This is a genomic window from Staphylococcus sp. URHA0057, assembly GCF_000620265.1.
In the GTDB taxonomy this organism is placed as follows: Bacteria; Bacillota; Bacilli; order Staphylococcales; family Staphylococcaceae; genus Staphylococcus; species Staphylococcus pasteuri.
This window is the reverse complement of the sequence record NZ_JHVS01000008.1, coordinates 18,431-39,396: the sequence shown is the minus strand read 5'-3', so window position 1 is coordinate 39,396 and position 20,966 is coordinate 18,431. Positions and strand designations below refer to the sequence as shown.

Sequence of the window (20,966 nt, the reverse complement as noted above, 5' to 3'; positions counted from 1 at the left end):
CTATAAATGCCATAAATTAAATTATATCAAATTCAAGGTATATAGCACAATAATATTTAAATTTTCAAGGGAGCTTAATATAGATGTCTAAAGACAAATTCTTAATTTATTTACTTTCAACTACTTTAATCGTGCCATCTCTAACAACAGCACCCATAGCCCATGCTGAAGATGATCAAACACCTACACATTCATCATCTTCACAACGCACTCAATCTCAAAGTAATGCTAATAAAAAGAGTGGTCAAGTTACTTCATCAACAAATGATAATAATGACGAAGAAGATAAAGACAAAGATCATGATACCTCTCAAAGCGATAAAGAAGCTAAAAATAAATCTTCACGTCATGATTCTAAAAATAATCAATCAAAAGAAGAGAATCATTCATCACATCATTCTACACAAACATCTGTCACTGATGATAATTATAAAAAATCCCATCAGCCAACTAATGTTATCAATCAATTTTATGATGGATTATCTTCTTCACAATCTGATTTCAATCGTTTGTGGTCACCAGATAAATATGACAATAGTTTTAGTTTAACGACATTAATTCAAAATCTATTTCATTTTGACACTGATATTTCAGACTATGAACAACCAACTCGCGATGAAGAGAAAGATAATCAAAATTCCGATGATCAAGATACTAACGATGATGTAACGAGTGACGAAAGTAAAAGTAATTTAGATAACGCATCATCTAATAACAATTTAGAACAAGATGACAATAATCAAAACGATCAAACTACATCAAATGATGATCAAACAGATCATGATAACAATGATTCTCATAATGCAACACAAGAAACAAATGATGATGCATCTCAAAGCTCAAACACGAGCCATTCAAGTCAATCTAATACTAAAAATGACGATAATACTGATTCATCAAATCAAAGTATCTCAGATTCTGCGATTGATTCTATTTTAGATGAATATAGTGAAGATGCAAAGAAGACACAAAATCAATACCAATCTTCTAAAAATAAAAAAACTCGCAATGAGAATCATTCAGAAGAAAAACACAATGACGATACACAACAAGATATCAAGAACCCTCAATTACCAACACCTGACGAATTAAAACACAAAACGAAACCAGCACAATCATTTGAGAGTGATTTTAAAAAGTCTAATACACGTTCAACTGGTCTATTCCAACAATTACCAACATTACAAGATGGTCATTTAACAGATGGAGATATCAATATTGTAGATAGTAAAAACACAAGAGACTTTATAAAATCTATCGCCAAAGACGCTCATCAAATAGGACAAAAAGAAGATATTTATGCTTCAGTTATGATGGCACAAGCAATCCTAGAATCTGACTCAGGTAACAGTACGCTTGCTCAAAAACCTAACTTCAATTTATTTGGAATTAAAGGCGATTATCATGGTCAATCTGTTTCATTTAACACATTAGAAGCTGATAGCTCAAATAATATGTATAATATAACAGCTGGATTCCGTAAATATCCTAATACCAAAGCTTCATTAGAAGATTATGCTAATTTAATTAAAGGCGGTATCGATGGTAATCCAACAATTTATCAACCGACATGGAAAAGTAAGGCATCTACATATCAGTCAGCAACATCACACTTATCACGTACGTATGCCACTGATCCAAATTATGCTAAAAAATTAAATAGTATTATTAAACATTATCATTTAACTGACTTTGATAAGAAAAAAATGCCAAGTTTAGATAAATATAATCATTCTATTAAGAATGACGATCAGTCACAATCAAGTTTCAAACCATTCGAAGAAAGTCAGGGTAGTGCTGGCTATCCGCAAGGTCAATGTACTTGGTATGTAGACCAACGTATGAAACAATTTAACGAATATATCCATAGTAATATGGGAGATGCTCATAATTGGAATAACCGTGCAGAAAAAGAAGGCTACCATGTGTCATCAACACCTAAAAAGCACACTGCTGTCGTTTTTGAAGCTGGTCAATTAGGTGCAGACACGCAATATGGCCATGTAGCTTTTGTAGAAAAAGTTAATTCAGATGGTTCAATTATTATCTCAGAATCTAATGTTAAAGGATTAGGTGTTATTTCATATAGAACAATTGATGCGAGTGATGCTTCACAACTTGATTATATTACTGGTAAATAATTTCAAACTATAAATAATGGACGAGACAATATTAAATTTGCCTCGTCCATTTTTATTTTGATGTTACTGTTGATGATGTTTTCGCTTATGTCTGCTTATCCAAATAAGACTTGCCCCGAATAATGCAACAACAATTGAAATTGGCATCCAGTGTTGTTTGATTGTTTGTCCTGCTTCTGGTAATGATAGATTACCGTCATCATTAAATAACCCTTCTAACAGACCATCTCCAGAACCTAGTGTCAATCCCTTTTCTGGTGTAGGTGTTGGTATATCTTCAATTCCATCCAATAAACTACGTCCTGAATTTAATTGATCCAATAAGCTTGAATTATTATTATTCGAATGTTGATTGATTCTATCAAAGATACTCGGTCTATCTTTAATAGGAGATATAATGTAATCTAAATCTTTCTTAGCACTATCAACTTTATGTTGTAATTGTAGTAAGTCATTTGCTTTACCGTTAATTGCAGATTTAATTAAGTCTAACGTACTCGCTTTATCGGTTTGAATACGATTAATGATGTCTGCCAACACTTTGGCTTTTCCTTGTTCAATACGAGTGGCTAATATCGTTTCAATGGCTTGTCTTTTATCTTTAGCATTATTTAATACGTCATTTAAGATATCATCTGCAGTGACGTTCCCTTGTTTATCAATTTGCTGTTTTAACTGATCTATAATTTGTTGATTATTTAAATTTCCATTTGCTAGTTGATTGGCGATACGTTCTGCTTCTTTGTCACCTAATCGGGTAGAAAGTAATTGTTTAATCAATTGTTGCTTATCTTTAGACTGGTCTAGCATTGATTTTAAAATGTTATCTGATGAAGTATGGGATAAGTTATCAAATTGTTTTGCAATTTGATTAGCGATTTGTTCATCTGATCGACCTTTGGTTTGTATTTTTTTCAGTGTTTGATTCGCTTCATTTTGGCTCATAACGTTATTTAATATCGCTTTAACTGATTTATTTTTGTCTTTAGAGTTATTGAGCTCATCAAGTATTAAATCACGTTGTTGATTTGTACGATTTTGAGTTTGACGAATATCTCGTTTCAATTCCTTTTTACTTTGAGTAGATAATTCACTTTGTTGATTAACATTATTTTCTAATTGCTTTAAGGCATCTTGTTTATTATTCAAATATTGACCATTATTTGCATGACTTTCAGCTAATTTTTTAGAAATATCATGATCAATTTTGTCGCTGCCTTCTAACTTTTTAGTAACATCATTCACTTTATCTTTAGCTTTATTATTAGTACTCTCTGAATTTGTATCTTTGATTAATTGTTGAACTTGAGATGATGTTTGATTTTCTTTATCTTCAACATTATTTTGCTTTTGCAAATTACTCTTCGTTTGTTCTTTATGATTGGATTGTACTTTCTTAGAATTGTTTGATGGTTCAACTTTTTCCAGTTGATCATTGTTGTTATCTTCTTCGCCATTTATTGTTGCATCTTGTTTGATTTTATCCAAATCATCGATGATATTGCCCTTTTTATCATCTGAATTCGTTTTATCAAGTTGTTGATTTTGTTCCTCGGTCACATCTTTATCATTATCGGAATAGGAATCTCCTTCACTTAGTTGACTATTATCAACTTTCGAGGATGAAATGTCTAAATCCTTTAACATTTTGTCTAAATTCTCTGTCACATCTTTATTATCATCAGTATTACTGGAATGATTTACTTGTGAATTTGATTTTTCATTCTCAGTACTCTTAGCAGTCTGTTTCTTTATTGTTTTTATTTTTGTATCTTCTTGCTTAGCATTTTTAATAATTTTGTCCAAATTAGTATTATCAGTCACGTCATCCAATTGTTCTAGATAATCTTGCTGTTTTTCTTCATTCAAATGGCTGAGTTGTTTAATGTCATGTTTAGCTTTTTTGATTTGACCTTGCAAACTTTCTTCTTTCGATTCAAGTGTGCTATAAGATGATGAATCCTTTGCTTGGACTTTCATATTATTTGTAAAACCATATCCAATCATTGAGCCACTGATTAAAAGCGCTGAACAAGATAGTTTCAAACATATGCTAACTTTATTTGTTTGTTTATCTTTCATGTTTTCAATCTCCTTTAGCCGATTAGCAATTTTAAATTTGTTTTTATTATATAACAAACTCCTATAAAATTACACTTTACATTTTAAATAGAAGGTATTTGATATCCTTATAAATTTTATCAAAAAAATACGTTGTATTTCTATGTATATAGCTTTATAATTCAACCAAGCTAAATTAATTGGTTTTTGTATATAATTTAACTTAATTAAATTTAAAAGGAGTTTTTCAGATGGCAGAGTCAATTTATTCTACTACTATTATTAGTAATGGTGGTCGAGATGGTCGTGTATTTAGCCCGGACAATACTTTCGTACAAAATTTAGCGACGCCTAAAGAAATGGGTGGTCAAGGCGGTAACGACACTAACCCTGAACAATTATTCGCTGCAGGATATAGTGCTTGTTTTAACAGTGCTTTGTCTTTAATTCTATCTCGTAACAAAGTCAACGATGCAAATCCTGAAGTAGAAATAACGATTGAATTAGTTAAAGATTCTACGGATAACGGTTTTAAATTAGCTGCAGACATTCAAGTTACTTTAGAGAATGTATCTCAAGAAGAAGCAGAACAATATGTTGAACAAGCTCATCAATTCTGCCCATATTCTAAAGCAACACGTGGAAATATTGATGTTTCGTTAAAAGCAATTGCTCAATAATAGTAGATAATTTTTAATTACCCCTATGATTTCATTAATATATATTAAATATCTTGAAAGTGGTGGAGAATGAATGATTCTCCCCACTTTTTTTAATATTTTATGATCTTATTCAAAATATAATGGTAAACAAGTACATCCCTATCCCAATTTTCAACAGTTATATTCAAAAACATCCTATTTCACTAATTATTTATATAAATTAAGGGAATAAGGTACAACAAGCTCTATAATTAATTCCCTATTCAATGAGAACAACAACGTTACAGCTAACATTATCAATTAATTTTCCAACAATTTTTGCAATCTGTTTCATTTTTCAACGCCTTAAAAAAATTAATGGTGTTTCATATAGTTGAATCTTGTTAAATTGATAAATGTAACTTTTACACACCATAGATTTCACTCAATTAAATTGAGCTTAACTTCATATGTACAACATAAGTTTACTAATAAAAAAACAAATAGGAGGAAATGTCTTGGCAAAACTTTTATACAAATTAGGCAAATTTATCGCTGAGCACAAATGGTTAAGCATTATTTCATGGCTTATCATTCTTGGCGTAATTATCACACCACTATTGATAAGCTCCCCAAAATTCGATAGTGATATCACTATGAATGGACTTAAATCATTAGACACAAATGACAAAATGTCTAAAGAATTCCATCAAGATAGTGAGAAGGCATCGATGAAAATTGTGATTCATTCTGATAAAAAGAATGGCATCACTGATAAAAATACTAAAAAAGACATAGAAAAAGCTTTAGATAATATTAAACAAGACGATGATTACGTACAAAATGTAAGTAATCCATATGAAACAAATCAAGTAAATGATGATAAAGATACTGCTATTGCAACAGTAAACTATGTTGTAAATCAAACATCATTACAAGATTCTTCTAAAAAAATTATCAATCGAGAAATGAAAGATGTTAAAGATGACCACAATGTTCAAATAGAACAAACAACTGGAAGCTCAATGAATTCTGAAATTGGTGGTAATTCAGAACTTGTTGGTATCATCACAGCATTTATTATTTTATTAATTACATTTGGCTCATTAATCGCTGCAGGTATGCCGATTGTAAGTGCCTTAATCGGTTTAGCTTCAAGTGTGGGAATCATTTCATTACTAACTAATGTATTTGACATTCCAAACTTCACATTGACGCTAGCAGTAATGATTGGTTTGGCAGTTGGTATCGACTACTCCTTATTTATTTTATTTAGATATAAAGAAATTAGGAAAAAAGGTACACCTCCTGTTGAATCCATCGCTTTAGCAGTTGGAACAGCCGGAAGCGCCGTTATCTTTGCCGGATTAACAGTAATGATTGCTGTCTGTGGATTATCATTAGTAGGTATTGACTTCTTAGCAGTTATGGGATTCTCTTCTGCACTTAGTGTTTTATTTGCTGTATTAGCAGCCTTAACACTATTACCTGCATTAATTAGTGTATTCCATAAACAAATTAAGATTAAAAACAAACCAGAAAATAATAAAGACCCTAAAGATCATAAATGGGCAAATTTCGTAGTTGGTAAACCTATAATTGCAATTATTATTAGTTTAATCATTTTAATTATCGCTATCATACCTGTATCCGGAATGAGATTAGGTATCCCAGATGATAGTCTTAAAGCTAATGATTCATCAGCACATAAAGCTTACAACTTAATCACAGATAACTTTGGTGCAGGCTATAATGGACAAATTGCAATGCTTGTTAATACTAAAGATGGCGGTAGCAAAAAATCTATCGAATCTGATTTAAACAGCATGAGAAAAGATATTAAAGACATGGATAATGTAGATACTGTGGAAAAACCACAATTAAATGATAATAATCATTATGCACTTATCCAAGTTATTCCAGAAGATGGTCCTAACGCTAAATCTACAAACGATTTAGTTTATGATTTACGTGATTACAATAAAGATGCTAAAGAAAAATACGATTTCAATTCTGAAATAACAGGTCAAAGTGTTATTAACATTGATATGTCAGAAAAACTTAACAACGCTATTCCAGTATTTGCAGGCGTTATCGTATTATTAGCCTTTGTATTATTAGTATTTGTCTTCCGTTCAATCCTTGTACCATTAAAAGCAGTACTTGGTTTCGTACTTTCATTAATGGCTACATTAGGTTTCACAACTTTAGTAATGCAAGATGGTTTCTTAGGTGGCTTATTCGGTGTCGAAAACACTGGACCAATATTAGCCTTCTTGCCAGTTATAACAATAGGCTTACTCTTCGGTTTAGCTATCGACTATGAATTATTCTTAATGACACGTGTTCATGAAGAATATAGTAAGACTGGCGATAACGACCACTCTATTAGAGTAGGTATTAAAGAAAGTGGCCCAGTTATTGTTGCTGCAGCATTGATTATGTTCAGTGTGTTTATTGCTTTCGTTTTCCAAGATGATATGGCAATTAAATCAATGGGTATTTCTCTAGCATTCGGTGTTTTATTTGATGCATTTGTAGTACGAATGACATTAATTCCAGCATTAACAAAATTATTCGGTAAAGCTTCATGGTACATGCCTAAATGGTTGCGTAACATCCTCCCTGAATTAGATATCGAAGGTAAAGCATTAGAACAAGATTCAAATAGAGCTAATTCTCAAGCACATTATAATGAAGATAATTATAATGCTTATGCCGATGACCGTCGTCAAAGAGAAGATAGAAATAGCGTAAGCAACCAATATCGTTCAGATGAGCAACGTCGTTTCTATAATGAAAATGGACAACATTATAACGACAATCGTGATCACTCAACATATACTAGTGAATCGCACTTATCTCGACTTTCTTCAAACGAACCTAATGATGATGTAGATTATGAATCTTTATATAACAAAGAAGGAAATGGACAATATGTTGGTAATCGCAGAAATGATGATTACAGACACTACGATAGTCCAAATAATTATGATAACCATAACACTTCGTACGCACGTCGTTCTCAATCAAATCAACAAAGCAATGAAGTACGTACGACTGAATTATTTAAAGATTTATCAAGTAAATCAAATGGTCAAGATGTGTTATTCCATGCTCTAATGTTATATGCAAGAGAAAATGATCACGATGTTTATAATCAATATAATCATCACTCTGATCAACAATCTCATGATGACACTCAACGTAATAACGATAGAGATAGATATTAATTTTTAATAGGAGGAAATGCTGAATGTTTAAAACAAGAAGTTTAAAACTTTTAGGCCTATTTGCCACTATTGCCTTAGCCATTGTGCTAAGTGCATGTGGTAACGGTGGCGGAAGTTCATCAAAAGAAAAAGGCACATCACTTGGTAATAAAGAAATCGAATTACCTTACGTTGCTAGCGATAACTCTGCACCACGTACATTAGTCATTGCTGAAGTTTTAAAGAAAGCTGGTTATGATGTAACAACAACACCTGTTCAAGCAAGTGGCCCGTTATATGCTTCTGTAGCTGAAAATCCGGATTCATTCCATGCATCAGGTATTTTCCCATCTACAGATAAAAGCTATTATAATAAATTCAAAAGTAAATTATCAGTTTATGACAAAGAAAATCTTGTAGATGACGTTAAAGTTGGCTTGGCCGTACCAAAATACGAACAAGATATCGATTCTATTGCTGATCTTAAAGACAGTAAAAAATTCGATAAAGACATTCAAGGTACTGACGCAAGAAATGGCGTTATGAAACAAACTAAAAGTGAATTAGATGAAGATAATTTAGACGGCTATAGTCTTAAAGAATCTTCAGACCAAGATCAATTTAAAGCGATTCAAAAAGCTTATAAACAACAACAACCAATCCTATTTACAGCAATGGATTCAAGTTGGTTCTCTAAAGAATTAGATGTAAAAATGTTAAAAGATCCAGATAAAATCTATGGTAAAGAAGATCAACATATCAATTTAGTATTCAACAAAGAATTTAAAGAAAATCATCCAGCTGCGTATACAATTGCAACACGCATGTCAGACGACTGGAGCAAAAAAGATGAAGATCAATTAGCTAAGAAAATCTTCAAAGACCAAAAAAATCCAGAACAAGTTGCAAAAGATTATGTAGATGACCACGACAATAAAGTAGACGAATGGTTAGAAGGCATCGACCACTAATCTTAGCTACGAATTAATAACTCCGAGTAACAATCATGTAAAGGACTTGAGAATGAAGACATTCTCAAGTCCTTTTTTGTGTATTTAATTGAAGATAATTGTTTAGTTTATGTAAAAACCATTTATATTTGGTAAGATAAAATTATTCGTGATACATTACTAAATAAACATTGTTATTATTAATTAACATTATTACTTGAGGGGTCATAGTTATGCCAACATCAACACAAAAACGCATGATTAAACATATTAATCAAACTGCCTTTGAATTGTTACACCATAATCATTTTGATGAAATTACTGTACAAAAGATTTGTGAAGCAGCCGAAATTAACAGAAGTACATTTTATCGATATTTTCAAGATAAATATGATCTACTTCTACCACTTACAGAATTCTTAATGGAAGAAGAAGTAGTGAAGTATGATGGCCATAATGCTTCAACAGATGCGTTCGAACTGTTTATCCATTTTATTGATAGTAACAAACGCGTTTTTAAAAATTTATTAGTAGCTTCAAGACAAGAAGATGTATTTCGTCTGTTCACTCGATATGGTAGTGAAAAAATGATTGAAGAAGCACAAAACAATAATGACCCTCTTTCTAATAAAATTAATAATAGTAAATTCCCACAATTAATTGCTGATTTTTATAGTAGTGGTTTAATAGAAATTATTCGTCGGTGGGTTGAAAATGACTATAGTTATTCAGCTGATGAAATTTTAGAAGCTTTAAATGATAGTTTGGATATCAATATCCCCTCTTGTTATAGCAGACAAACACAATTTGACAACCAAAATTGACAGTGTTAACTTTAACTAGAATGACTATTCTATTTTTAATGAGTGATGAAGATGTCCAAGAAGAAACAAGATTTATTAGAAGTAGCTGAACGATTATTTTATCAACACGGTTTCCATGGTGTTGGTCTCAAACAAATTATTCAAGAAGCTAATGTAGCCACAATGACACTTTATAATCATTTTGATTCAAAAGAAAAATTAGTAGAAGCTGTCCTTAAACAACGTGAATCACGTTATTGGCATTATTTAGAAGATGGTGTTAATCAATCTCCTCATCAACCTTTTATTTCAGCTGTTGATGCACATTGTAAATGGTTAGAAGACTATTCTTATACTGGAGATATGTTTATGAGAGCTATCGAAGATTATAGTGACAGTGATAGTAATATAGAATCTATCGCTCGTGGTCATAAAGAGCGTCTTTTAAACTTTCTTGAAAATTTAGCTACTCGATCTAACTTTAAAAATGGTCGTGATTTAGCGATTAGATATACTTTACTTATGGAAGGTACAACTTCTATGACAACACTATTAGGTGTAGATGAAGCGACAAAGCATGCACGTTATATTGCACATCTATTTATAGATGAAGCAACCAAATACAATTAATATTTGAGATTGATGTTTTCATCAATCTCTTTAATTTCAACCTAAAATAGAATGAACGTTCTATATAAAAGAGGGAGTGATCATATAATGAATTTCTATAAACTTGTATTTCCAGGTATTGCCATGATTGCTACAATCTATGGTTTAGGTAGATTTAGTTTTGGCCTATTTCTCCCTGATATTTCTAAAGATTTACATTTAAGCGCTTCAAGTGCTGGAATTATATCATCTTTATTTTATTTATCTTATTGTTTTACCATCATCTATGCTACGTTAAGAACTGCAAAAACTGGTCCTAAATATATGATTATGTTAGCTAGCTTATTAGTTATTTTAGGTTTAATCACCATTAGCATAGCCTCCAATGCATTGACGCTTTCTTTAGGTGTTATATTTGCTGGAGCGAGTTCGGGCCTTATCTCTCCACCTTATGGTTATGCTATTTCATTATGGATTAAATGGGAACAACAAGGTAAAGCTAACACATGGATTAATTCAGGTACGAGTATGGGTTTAGTGTTTACTGGAATAACTGCTATGTTAGTTTTTATAGATTGGCGTTCAGTATATTTAATTTATGGTATTATCGCCATTTTAATTACCGTATGGAACTTCTTTATTATTCCGTCTTTAAAACACAACATAAACATAAATCCAGGTTCTCTTAATATTCTAGATATAAGTGCCAGTAAAAGAATTATCTTTGCATCTACAATATTAGGTATTTCAACTGCACCATATTGGACCTTTTCAAAATCATATGTTCAAAATACTGATCACTACTCGCCTATCGCTTTATCTATATTTTGGATACTTATTGGTGTAGCTGGTGTATTAGGCGGTATTTCCGGTCGAATGATTGATCAATACGGACTTAAGTTCTCATATTTTTTAGGTGTCATTTTAATGGCAGCTGCATCTATTCTACTGGCATTAACACCTTTTATTTGGATAGTACCTTTCCTAGCTTCTTTACTTTTTGGAGCAAGTTATATATTCATTACAGGTGTATTGCTTGTTTGGGGAGTTAAATTATTCGTTAAAAACGCTTCTCTTGGTATAGGAATTCCATTTTTAATGTTAGCAGTAGGACAAGTCATTGGTTCTGTTTTAGCAGGCCCTATTGTAGAAGAATTAGGTTATACATTCACCTTTGTAATATATGGCATTATTGGTTTAACACCAGTCTTAATCTATCCAAAAGTCGAAGTTAAACCTCCGAAAGTTAATATCGACGATGAATATACTAAACTACAAAAAGCAAATAAAGATTTACTATAGATATAAAAGAAAGCTCCTCAAAGTGAATTGAGGAGCTTTCTTTGTTTATATTAATCTTCATTTTTATTATCGAAATTTCTTCCTTCTAGTCCTGCTAATTCTTCTTTAGATGCATGTGGTGCTTTCATCTCAAACACTTTATCTACAACAGTGTAATCATAATATCCTAAACGTGCAATTGGACGAATTGAAGGTATATCTAGCTTTCCATCTTCAGTAATCACTTTATCATCGATATGAACTTGAGCAACACGACCAATTACAATATCCACTGTAGATACCGGGTCACCAGTTGGTATACGAATAGTTTGAACATATTCACATTCAAAATGAACAGGAGATTCCTTAACTCTATATCCAGGTGCTTCAATACATTCTTCTTTAGTCACACCAGCATATTCAAATTCGTCTTCTTCGGGTGCTAACGCTTTGGATGATAAATTAACAGCTTCTCTTAAATCATAAGTCGCCATATTCCAAACAAACCAACCTGTTTCTTCTGCATTTTTCACTGTATCTTTACGTTCGTGGTCTCCTAAAACAGATTGATTAGCGGCAAACATAACCATTGGCGGGTCCCATGTTAGATTCTGATATTGACTATAAGGTGCTAAATTATCTTTACCATCCTTAGAAACAGTTGATATCCATCCTATAGGTCTTGGTACTGTACTACTTTTAAATGGATCATGTGGTAATCCATGAGATTTAGTGCCTTGCTTTGGTGAATAATTCATTGTTCCTCACCCCTATTAAATATTTATATTTCTTCAAGCATACAATAACTTTATTGATAATTCTAATACTAAAAAACGATTTACTTATAGTCACATACTATAAATAAATCGTTTAAAAATAATTAATAACTATTAATCTAACTATATTCGCTTAACTTTTGTTTAATAAGCGTTAGCATCACTAGGCATAAATAATGATACGATAAATGCAACAAGACCTATACAAGCGATTGAAGCAAACATCATAAAGTAACTAGACAACTCACCAATATAAATCATTATTATTGGAGCAATGGCTGTTCCCATAAATAATATCACTGTATTTACAGATAAAAAGAATCCTTGGTTACGATTAACTGTAATTCCTACTTTTGAAATGACTGAAGGGATTGCAAAGGCAATACCAGCTACAAACGTAACGCTAAAAATAGTTATGCAAATAATGTTAGTAGTCATTCCCATAACTAAAAGTGAAATTGTACTTGTTAATAAAGCTAATGAGATCAATCGTTTGATACCTATACGACCGCTCAAACGTCCAGCTAATAATGATAGCAACATACCAATAACACCAAATAGTTTTACTAATGATGCTATAGAAATGTCACCATTCAATTTATCAGATAGTATATATAAATTTAAAATAGCGTACATACTAATAAACATAATCAATAAAGTAAATGAAATGAATAAACAGTAAATAACTTTTAAATTATCTCGAAAGTCTTTGAAGTTATTAAAAAATTTAAGTAATTTAACATCAGTATTTCTGCGAGGACTTTCAGGTACAAATTGATAAATAACAAATACCAATAACAAATATAATACTGTTAAAGTAAAATACACCCAATGCCAATTTAAATGATGAACTATCATTTCACTTAAATTTTGTCCTAACACACCAGATAACATAAAACTTGTACTAATAAAGCTAATTGCTGTAACTCTCTTTTTAGCAGGGTAAGTTTCTGTGGTATAAGTAATGGCTACTGGAGAAAATGCAGCGGCAAATATTCCTTGTAACGCACGCATAACAAGTAATAATGTAAATGAATTTACAAAGCCAATAATAAAGCAAATCAATGTCAAACCACTTAATCCTATTAATATTGTTTTAATTCTCCCGTATTTATCAGAAATGGTTCCATAAAATAGACAGCTAATTGAATACATAATAGAGAAAATAACACCATTTAAAGTAGCAACAGATTGTGGAATGTGAAATGAATGTGCAAATGCTGCAGTAAGCGGAAGTGCAGTATATAAACTTCCCATAACGATAATTCCTGAGAAAAAGAGAATTGTAGTTATAAGATTATAATGACGTTGTTCTTCCATTTATCTTTATACTCCCTTCCTATTTTTTATTAACGTTACCTATTATTACACTTTAACTCATAAAACTAAAGAACCTATTTAATTTGCAAAAAATTTAAAATTTATAGCAAATTAAATGCCACGTTGATATACGCTGTAATTTGCTCATCTATCCCTTTTATAACCTGCAAACAATTCGTATTGACTTTCATCACTCTAAGATATATAATATATCTAGTATAAAAATTATATTAAATGGAGGTGACCCATATGAAAGTAGAATTAGGTTTAACATCTTTTGCTGATAACACTGTTATTCACATGCCAGAAGGTTCAGAATTACCTATCTCAAACGCGGAAAGAATTAGAAATATCGTTGAAGAGATTCAGCTTGCTGATCAATTAGGATTAGATGTGTATGGTCTTGGAGAACATCATAGAAAGGATTATGCAGTATCCGATCCTGTTACAGTATTAGCTGCAGCTGCTGCAAAAACATCTCACATTAAACTTTCCTCTGCCGTTACCGTATTATCGTCTGATTATCCAGTCAGAGTATACGAACGTTTTTCAACATTAGATGCCGTATCTAATGGTAGAGCTGAAGTAATGATTGGTAGAGGTTCATTTATTGAGTCATTTCCTTTATTTGGTTACAATTTAAATGACTATGAGGATTTATTTAATGAAAAGCTTCAAATGTTGCTAAAAATCAACAATCATGAAATGATAGATTGGGAAGGTAAATTACGACCTAGCATTGATAAGACAGGTATATATCCAAGAATAGAACATGGACAATTACCTATTTCAATTGCTACAGGAGGAACGCCTGAATCTTCTTTAAGAGCTGGTGCATTAGGTTTACCAATTACTTATGCTATTATTGGTGGTAATCCTAAACGTTTTACTCGCAACATTGAGATTTATAAATCTGTTGCTGAATCATATGGTCACAATCCTTCTGAACTGCCGATTTCAGTCCATTCTTGGGGCTATATTGCTGATACAGATGAACAAGCTAAACGTGAGTTCTTCCCGTCATTAAAAGCACATCAAGATATACTTGGTAGAGAACGCGGTTGGCCAACTTTTGATGAACAAGCCTTTGAAAGAGAAATTGGAAGCAATGGTGCGATATACTTAGGAAGTCCAGAGACTGTCGCACAAAAGATAATTGAAACTATAGAAACTCTAGGTCTTAATCGTTTTATGATCCATACACCAGTAGGATCAATGCCTCATGAAAAAACAATGCATTCAATTCGTCTTTTTGGGGAAAAGGTTAAACCTATAGTAGATAAATATTTTAAAGATAAATAGGAGGAAATATTATTATGATATTACGTTATGCTACAAATTTAAAACTTGCTAAAGAATTATACGATGCATCAAAACCAAAATTACAAGGTGATCAAGGTATGGTTGATACATTCACAAATGTATTCGGATTACCAGAACAATCTGTTAAATTAGCTGGTGGTGTTGAAGCTGCAGCTGCAGGTTTATTCGCAGTTAGTTTCTTAAGTAAAACAGCTTCACGTTTAGGTTCATTAGCTACTATTTCAGTATTAGGTGTAGCAACTTATAAACACTTTGAAGCTGGCCATGGTAAAAAAGGCGCACAACACGCATTAGACTTACTAGGATTAGCAACATTAAGTTTACTAGATACATTTGATGGTAAACGCAAATAATTTTGACCATAAAATAGACCACATCCTTGTGGTCTATTTTATTTATATTTATTTAACAAATGTAATGGAATATGACACATATGATGATCTTCAGGATAATGTTCTAATCTATCTTGATGTTCTAACGCACTTTTTACATAATTAGACAGAGGTAAGACTTCCACCTTTATTTTAAAACAATCTTCTCTTTGATTTATAAAGTCTTTCGCTTCTTGCAAATGTTGATCATCCTTACTATAAAAACCTGTTCTATATTTTTTACCTACATCATGCCCTTGTTTATTTACACTATATGGATCAATGACTTCAAATAAATACTCCATAATTTTATATATTGTTAACACTTCAGGATCATAAGTTAATTTTACGCATTCTGCATATCCATCATAATTCCCATCTAATGTTTGAGTCTTTCCATTGGCTCTTCCAGCTTCTGTTGAAATAATGCCTGGTATTGTTTTAAAAAATGCTTGCACTCCCCATAGACATCCACCAGCCACATATACTGTTTCCATACTATTCACCTCTTTAGTTGAATTATACAAAAATAAATTAAAAGTACTTATTACTTCTCTATATAACAAAATATTCATAAACAACCAATGCAAAGTGACAAAACTGTTATTCAATTGACACCTCATACATAGGTCTTTTAAAAGTTTAAATGATATCTTTAATTTAGATATTAAATAGCTTTAATCATTTACCATTTACTCAAGGGGAGATCTATTTGTTTCATCAATCTATCAAATATTTTATCAGTGCTATTGTCATTGCTATAGCTTTATTACTTAATTTCAACCAAAATGTTTTAGCTACTACAAACGAAGATCCACATAAAAACCACATTTCAAATCAAAAAGATAATACATATACATTTAAGACAACAAAAGAAAGACATGTGCAACAAATGAAATTGTTGCCTGAAACTGGTCAAAACAGAAAGCATACACCCCTCCTAGGGTTAGTAGTGCTTTTAGTATTAGGTATTACTTTTATCTTTATAAAACGAACTTCATCTAAAAAATAATATATTTTATATTAATTTCTCCTTTCTTAAACTTTCATAAATTAATCTTTTTTTCATATAAGTATCGATAAATACCAACTTCTTATAGTTTTTATCGATACTTTTTTCTATAGTTAAATCGAATTAACGACAATTAAATAATATTAAATTCTATTTAATTAAATAAAATAAAAAGAATTCATTTCAACACTTAAATTACATAAACATTTTTAAAAAAATTATATATTTATATTGACTTAAAAATATCTGATGTTATATTTGAATCGTAAATAAATTTTTTGGAGGTTTTTATATGAAAGCAAAATTTTTCACAGCTAGTTCTTTGTTAATTGCAACTTTAACGTCCGCTACTCTTCTCAACTCAGCACAAGCCGACACTATGTCCACGCAACATCAAGATAATAACCAACAAGTTAAACAGAGCCAACACCAAAAGAAATCTAACATTCAGAACAAAGACAACATTAAACCTATCGAGAAAAAAGAAAGAGCAAATGTTATATTACCTAACAATAATAGACACCAAATTACAGATACGACTTTAGGACACTATGCACCAGTAACTTTCATTCAAGTCAAAACTAATGGCGGTACTGCAATTGCATCAGGTATCGTAGTTGGTAAAGATAAACTTTTAACAAATAAACATGTCGTCGATGCTACTAATGGTAATCCACAAAATCTAACTGCAGCCCCTTCCGCTATTAATGAAAATGACTTCCCTAATGGTAGCTTTACTGCTGAAAATATCACTAAATATCCTGGTAACGCTGATTTAGCTATCGTAAAATTCTCTCCTAATCAAAACGGTGAAAATATTGGAGATGTTATTCAACCAGCAACAATAGACGGTAATGTAGATTCAGAAACTAACCAACCTATTACTGTAACTGGATATCCTGGTGACAAACCACTTGCTACTATGTGGGAAAGTAAAGGTAAAATCACTAAACTTCAAGGCGAAAATATGCAATATGATTTAAGTACTACTGGTGGTAATTCCGGTTCCCCAGTATTTAACTCAAGAAATGAACTTATCGGTATTCATTGGGGTGGCGTTTCTAATGCTTATAATGGTGCGGTTTACTTCAATGATGATGTATTAGATTTCTTAGAACAAAACATTCAAGATATTAACTTTGCAAATAATGACGATGGCAATGATGACGCCGCTTAATTTTAAAATATTTTAAATATAGCTATAAAATATCCATCTAATGGAGGTTTATAAATGCAAACTACATCTAAATACAAATTATTTAAGTTAGTTACTTTTTCTATCATTGTTGCTTTGCTGTTATCACTAAGCGCTATAACTAATATTAAAACAGCTCAAGCTAAACAAGATTCAGATCAACTTGAAATTAATGTAAAGAGTAACAAAGTACCTCAAAAAGTAGAACAATTAGCACAACAACAGTATGTTGGCTATGCACAAGCACTTGATAAACAACACAATAAGCAAAGTGGGAAATATCAATTAGGCGAACCTTTTAATATTTATAAATTTAATGGCGAGGAAGATAATAGTTATTATTATCCTATTTTGAAAGATGGCAAAATTGTATACACACTAACAATAAGTCCAAAAACAATTTCTGACTTAAAAAAATCTAAAGAAGACGCTAATTATAGCGTGAAAATATCTAATTTTATTGCTAATGATTTAGATAAAATTAAAGATAAAAATTCAAAAATCACTATCCTTACTGATGAAAAAGGATTTTACTTTGAAGAAGATGGCAAAATAAAATTAGTTAAATCTACACCACTACCTACTAACACTAAGGAAAAAGAAAGCAGTAAAACTGTTTCTTCAACACTCAAAAAACAATTAAACAATACATCTGAACCGACTAAAATTAAAGAAACTCAATATGCAGAAAATGAAAGTAATAATCAAGTTCAATATGAAAACACCCTAGATCATTTCAAAATTAGAGAACAACAATTTGATAATTCTTGGTGTGCAGGATTCAGTATGGCTGCCCTACTTAATGCTACAAAAAATACAGATAAATACAATGCATATGACATTATGAGAACTTTATATCCTAATGTTAGCGAAGCAGAATTACCACAATATTCTACTAATCCAAATCAAATGATAAGATACGGTAACTCACAAGGTAGAGATATCCAACATCAAAGTGGCATGCCTTCTTATAACCAAGTTGATCAATTAACTAAAGATAATAAAGGCGCTATGATTTTAGCACATAGTGTTGAAAACAGACCAAATGATCCTCATCTCGGTCACGCTCTAGCCGTGGTTGGTAATGCTCAAATTAATAATGAAGATAAAATTATCTATTGGAACCCTTGGGATACTGAATTATCTATTCAAGATGCGGATTCTAACTTATTACATCTATCATTCAACAGAGACTATACATGGGATGACACAATGATAGGTTATTAATTAACATAGTCATTGATATTGATTAGAGGTAGGTGAAAGTATGTATCAACTTCAATTTATTAATTTAGATTACAATCCATCAACACTCACAAAGAAACAGCTTAATTTGATTCAACAATTTTTAGGTAATTGGAAAAACCAATCACTTCAAAAATCAATTAGTATTCGATACGAAAGACATACTCATCTTAATCAATATCAAATTATTCAAATTGATTCTAACCATCAGCGTATCAAAATACTACCTGAAGATAATCAGCAAATAATATATACGTTAGACTATGAAGATGCACAACATATTTTAATACAAACATCGATTCATCATTCTTATGGCACTTCAAGACCAATAAGATATGAAAAATAAATTACATTAAAATCACAATATGAATAACGCCGTTCAAAGAAAGATACATTAAAGTATCCCCTTTGAACGGCGCTTTAATATGATTAATTAATGAGTAGTTGAACTCCTCTTACTATGTTAATGATAAATAGTATGCCTGAACCAATGATTAATATAGTAGCTAAAATAAATAATAGTACCATTAGTGTAGTGTTACTATCGTAAAATGCTGGTGCCATTGCAAAACATATTAAAGACACGACGATAAATAACCACGATAAAATATGATTGAATAATGCATTTCTAGAATGTGTAGATGCAGGTTTTTCACCCACAATCCAAACAATAAGTGGGAACAGTACGGGTGCAAAAAAGATACTTAAATAGCTTAACGATCCCAGTACATTATTGGTTCTATTATCCAATTCTCTATTGTTATCTTCCATCTGTTGCCACCTCTTTTTTTATTTTATTTCTTTGTATATACTCAATTATTTCCTAGGTTATTTATTTATACCTCTAGTAGCGTTGATTTACACATTATCGTCTATATATCCCATTTAATTAACTATCTAATAACATAACCCTGTTTACCTAATATATCTAAAATACTTTTAGCCTGTATATTCATACCTTTAGTACTGATAATTGGATAATTATAAAAATTTAATACTTGTTGTTCTAAATTTGTATCATTAAATAAAAATTGATGAGGATAATGTTCTAATAATTCTTCAGTAACAGCTTGTTTTAACGCTAGTATTTTAGCACCGTAATGCATACCTTCTATAAGTGGCAACCCAGTACTTTCTACTTCAGAGGTAAACAACAAATGATTACTACGGTAATAAGTCTGCATTTTCAAACAATCAATTGAACCAATAAATCTTACAGGTAGTTTTTCTTTACGACATTGCTTAAACATTCGTTTTATTGAACGTGTTTCATCTCCGTTTAATGTAATTTGTATATAAGAAGGAATTTGAAATTTCTTAATTGCTTGTCCCACTTTTACTACTAAATCAAAACGTTTATAGTTTTCAGTATTAGTCGGATAAAATAAATGGATGGCTTCATCATGTACTTCAGGGTACGAAGTAAATAGTTTTGGCTGACAAACTTGAACTTGGTCGTTATATGGTTCTACTAACTTTTTCATTTCATTAGTCTGAACAATAATACAATCTGCATCACTCACACTTTTTCTAATCTTTTTCTTTAATATATTCATTTTCAATCGCTTAAGCATACTATCTGATTGTTTGTACGATTCGTTTATGAATGCAAGTGCTTGATGAACATATAAAATCTGCTTTCCACTAAATCCCGAGACACCATAATTTAGTAATGACACAATACAATCTGGTTGTAATTTTTTTATCATGCGCTTTAATGTAACAAATTCAAAATAGATTCTGTGCAAAATTGAATATTTAATAAATGGAAACGTCATGCCTTTAACGTGTTTAGATTCATAGACTCGTCTTTTACTTGTAATAAATAGCCATTCATTATGTTTATCTTTTAATACTTCCTTATTAAAATAATCCGATATGGTTTTTGCTCCTCCATATTCACTTGCATAATCTAATACTAAAATCTTCATCTTTCCATCTTCCTAATCTATCATTAGAGGCTAACATTTAATCTTTCGAAATATTCACCATTAGAATTGATTTCAGTATATTTATAGCTAACCCC

The 20,966-nt window shown here is 31.1% G+C and carries 19 protein-coding genes; 13 read left to right on the top strand and 6 right to left on the bottom strand.

Features of this window, described 5'->3' with window-relative positions; all coding sequences use genetic code 11:
• Positions 1–83 precede the first annotated feature (83 nt).
• Positions 84–2,141 carry an amidase domain-containing protein gene (locus tag N524_RS0105785; protein WP_029055909.1) on the top strand — a complete coding sequence of 686 codons (2,058 nt, stop codon included), beginning with the start codon at positions 84–86 and terminating at the stop codon, positions 2,139–2,141.
• A 63-nt stretch (positions 2,142–2,204) separates the two neighbouring features.
• On the opposite strand, the gene N524_RS0105780 is transcribed toward N524_RS0105785, so the two are convergent.
• Positions 2,205–4,223, bottom strand: a complete 2,019-nt coding sequence (locus N524_RS0105780; RefSeq protein ID WP_029055908.1) for a cell wall anchor protein — start codon at positions 4,221–4,223, stop codon at positions 2,205–2,207.
• Positions 4,224–4,453: 230 nt separating this feature from the next.
• Between N524_RS0105780 and N524_RS0105775 the strand changes: the two genes are divergently transcribed.
• The 6 genes from N524_RS0105775 (at position 4,454) to N524_RS0105750 (ending at position 11,719) form a co-directional block, all read left to right on the top strand.
• Positions 4,454–4,882 (top strand): organic hydroperoxide resistance protein, encoded by a 429-nt coding sequence (locus N524_RS0105775; protein ID WP_017637249.1) that lies wholly within the window; start codon positions 4,454–4,456, stop codon positions 4,880–4,882.
• 479 nt (positions 4,883–5,361) lie between these two features.
• Positions 5,362–8,076: an MMPL family transporter gene (locus tag N524_RS0105770; protein ID WP_029055907.1), complete on the top strand. Its 2,715-nt coding sequence runs from the start codon at positions 5,362–5,364 to the stop codon at positions 8,074–8,076.
• A 23-nt stretch (positions 8,077–8,099) separates the two neighbouring features.
• Complete coding sequence (locus tag N524_RS0105765) at positions 8,100–9,026, top strand: glycine betaine ABC transporter substrate-binding protein (protein WP_029055906.1); 927 nt, start codon at positions 8,100–8,102, stop codon at positions 9,024–9,026.
• A 212-nt stretch (positions 9,027–9,238) separates the two neighbouring features.
• Positions 9,239–9,829: a TetR/AcrR family transcriptional regulator gene (locus tag N524_RS0105760; RefSeq protein ID WP_029055905.1), complete on the top strand. Its 591-nt coding sequence runs from the start codon at positions 9,239–9,241 to the stop codon at positions 9,827–9,829.
• 51 nt (positions 9,830–9,880) lie between these two features.
• Positions 9,881–10,438: a TetR/AcrR family transcriptional regulator gene (locus tag N524_RS0105755; RefSeq protein ID WP_017637253.1), complete on the top strand. Its 558-nt coding sequence runs from the start codon at positions 9,881–9,883 to the stop codon at positions 10,436–10,438.
• Between the two features lie 87 nt (positions 10,439–10,525).
• Positions 10,526–11,719, top strand: a complete 1,194-nt coding sequence (locus N524_RS0105750) for an MFS transporter (RefSeq protein ID WP_029055904.1) — start codon at positions 10,526–10,528, stop codon at positions 11,717–11,719.
• A gap of 50 nt (positions 11,720–11,769) precedes the next feature.
• On the opposite strand, the gene N524_RS0105745 is transcribed toward N524_RS0105750, so the two are convergent.
• Both N524_RS0105745 and N524_RS0105740 read right to left on the bottom strand, forming a co-directional pair.
• Positions 11,770–12,456, bottom strand: coding sequence for a flavin reductase family protein (locus tag N524_RS0105745; RefSeq protein ID WP_017637255.1), 687 nt, complete (start codon positions 12,454–12,456; stop codon positions 11,770–11,772).
• Between the two features lie 162 nt (positions 12,457–12,618).
• Positions 12,619–13,794 (bottom strand): MFS transporter, encoded by a 1,176-nt coding sequence (locus N524_RS0105740; RefSeq protein ID WP_029055903.1) that lies wholly within the window; start codon positions 13,792–13,794, stop codon positions 12,619–12,621.
• Between the two features lie 249 nt (positions 13,795–14,043).
• On the opposite strand from N524_RS0105740, the gene N524_RS0105735 reads away from it, so the two are divergent.
• Both N524_RS0105735 and N524_RS0105730 read left to right on the top strand, forming a co-directional pair.
• Positions 14,044–15,096, top strand: a complete 1,053-nt coding sequence (locus N524_RS0105735; RefSeq protein WP_029055902.1) for an LLM class flavin-dependent oxidoreductase — start codon at positions 14,044–14,046, stop codon at positions 15,094–15,096.
• Between the two features lie 14 nt (positions 15,097–15,110).
• Positions 15,111–15,470 (top strand): hypothetical protein, encoded by a 360-nt coding sequence (locus tag N524_RS0105730; RefSeq protein ID WP_029055901.1) that lies wholly within the window; start codon positions 15,111–15,113, stop codon positions 15,468–15,470.
• A gap of 38 nt (positions 15,471–15,508) precedes the next feature.
• Here the strand turns inward: N524_RS0105730 and N524_RS0105725 are convergent, their stop codons facing one another.
• Positions 15,509–15,985, bottom strand: coding sequence for a peptide-methionine (S)-S-oxide reductase (locus tag N524_RS0105725; protein ID WP_029055900.1), 477 nt, complete (start codon positions 15,983–15,985; stop codon positions 15,509–15,511).
• Between the two features lie 215 nt (positions 15,986–16,200).
• Between N524_RS0105725 and N524_RS0105720 the strand changes: the two genes are divergently transcribed.
• The 4 genes from N524_RS0105720 to N524_RS0105705 all read left to right on the top strand — a co-directional run bounded on the left by N524_RS0105720 (position 16,201) and on the right by N524_RS0105705 (position 19,286).
• Positions 16,201–16,500, top strand: a complete 300-nt coding sequence (locus tag N524_RS0105720; protein WP_029055899.1) for an LPXTG cell wall anchor domain-containing protein — start codon at positions 16,201–16,203, stop codon at positions 16,498–16,500.
• A gap of 292 nt (positions 16,501–16,792) precedes the next feature.
• Positions 16,793–17,677 carry a trypsin-like serine peptidase gene (locus N524_RS0105715; RefSeq protein ID WP_029055898.1) on the top strand — a complete coding sequence of 295 codons (885 nt, stop codon included), beginning with the start codon at positions 16,793–16,795 and terminating at the stop codon, positions 17,675–17,677.
• 54 nt (positions 17,678–17,731) lie between these two features.
• Positions 17,732–18,922 carry a C47 family peptidase gene (locus tag N524_RS0105710; protein WP_029055897.1) on the top strand — a complete coding sequence of 397 codons (1,191 nt, stop codon included), beginning with the start codon at positions 17,732–17,734 and terminating at the stop codon, positions 18,920–18,922.
• A 40-nt stretch (positions 18,923–18,962) separates the two neighbouring features.
• Positions 18,963–19,286, top strand: coding sequence for a cysteine protease inhibitor staphostatin B (locus tag N524_RS0105705; RefSeq protein ID WP_029055896.1), 324 nt, complete (start codon positions 18,963–18,965; stop codon positions 19,284–19,286).
• 83 nt (positions 19,287–19,369) lie between these two features.
• Here N524_RS0105705 and N524_RS0105700 read toward each other — a convergent pair whose 3' ends face one another.
• The gene (locus N524_RS0105700) at positions 19,370–19,711 is read right to left on the bottom strand and encodes a DUF4870 domain-containing protein (protein WP_029055895.1); all 342 of its coding nucleotides are present in this window, start codon (positions 19,709–19,711) and stop codon (positions 19,370–19,372) included.
• 122 nt (positions 19,712–19,833) lie between these two features.
• Positions 19,834–20,871: a glycosyltransferase gene (locus tag N524_RS0105695; protein WP_029055894.1), complete on the bottom strand. Its 1,038-nt coding sequence runs from the start codon at positions 20,869–20,871 to the stop codon at positions 19,834–19,836.
• Positions 20,872–20,966: the final 95 nt, after the last annotated feature.

Excerpts from the sequence above, each read along its gene's own strand:
- N524_RS0105750 (WP_029055904.1), top strand. The coding sequence starts at position 10,526 with ATGAATTTCTATAAACTTGTATTTCCAGGTATTGCCATGATTGCTACA.
- N524_RS0105745 (WP_017637255.1), bottom strand. The coding sequence starts at position 12,456 with ATGAATTATTCACCAAAGCAAGGCACTAAATCTCATGGATTACCACAT.
- N524_RS0105735 (WP_029055902.1), top strand. The coding sequence starts at position 14,044 with ATGAAAGTAGAATTAGGTTTAACATCTTTTGCTGATAACACTGTTATT.
- N524_RS0105705 (WP_029055896.1), top strand. The coding sequence starts at position 18,963 with ATGTATCAACTTCAATTTATTAATTTAGATTACAATCCATCAACACTC.
- N524_RS0105740 (WP_029055903.1), bottom strand. The coding sequence starts at position 13,794 with ATGGAAGAACAACGTCATTATAATCTTATAACTACAATTCTCTTTTTC.
- N524_RS0105695 (WP_029055894.1), bottom strand. The coding sequence starts at position 20,871 with ATGAAGATTTTAGTATTAGATTATGCAAGTGAATATGGAGGAGCAAAA.
- N524_RS0105780 (WP_029055908.1), bottom strand. The coding sequence starts at position 4,223 with ATGAAAGATAAACAAACAAATAAAGTTAGCATATGTTTGAAACTATCT.
- N524_RS0105760 (WP_029055905.1), top strand. The coding sequence starts at position 9,239 with ATGCCAACATCAACACAAAAACGCATGATTAAACATATTAATCAAACT.
- N524_RS0105730 (WP_029055901.1), top strand. The coding sequence starts at position 15,111 with ATGATATTACGTTATGCTACAAATTTAAAACTTGCTAAAGAATTATAC.
- N524_RS0105785 (WP_029055909.1), top strand. The coding sequence starts at position 84 with ATGTCTAAAGACAAATTCTTAATTTATTTACTTTCAACTACTTTAATC.
- N524_RS0105700 (WP_029055895.1), bottom strand. The coding sequence starts at position 19,711 with ATGGAAGATAACAATAGAGAATTGGATAATAGAACCAATAATGTACTG.
- N524_RS0105710 (WP_029055897.1), top strand. The coding sequence starts at position 17,732 with ATGCAAACTACATCTAAATACAAATTATTTAAGTTAGTTACTTTTTCT.
- N524_RS0105765 (WP_029055906.1), top strand. The coding sequence starts at position 8,100 with ATGTTTAAAACAAGAAGTTTAAAACTTTTAGGCCTATTTGCCACTATT.
- N524_RS0105775 (WP_017637249.1), top strand. The coding sequence starts at position 4,454 with ATGGCAGAGTCAATTTATTCTACTACTATTATTAGTAATGGTGGTCGA.
- N524_RS0105725 (WP_029055900.1), bottom strand. The coding sequence starts at position 15,985 with ATGGAAACAGTATATGTGGCTGGTGGATGTCTATGGGGAGTGCAAGCA.
- N524_RS0105755 (WP_017637253.1), top strand. The coding sequence starts at position 9,881 with ATGTCCAAGAAGAAACAAGATTTATTAGAAGTAGCTGAACGATTATTT.
- N524_RS0105715 (WP_029055898.1), top strand. The coding sequence starts at position 16,793 with ATGAAAGCAAAATTTTTCACAGCTAGTTCTTTGTTAATTGCAACTTTA.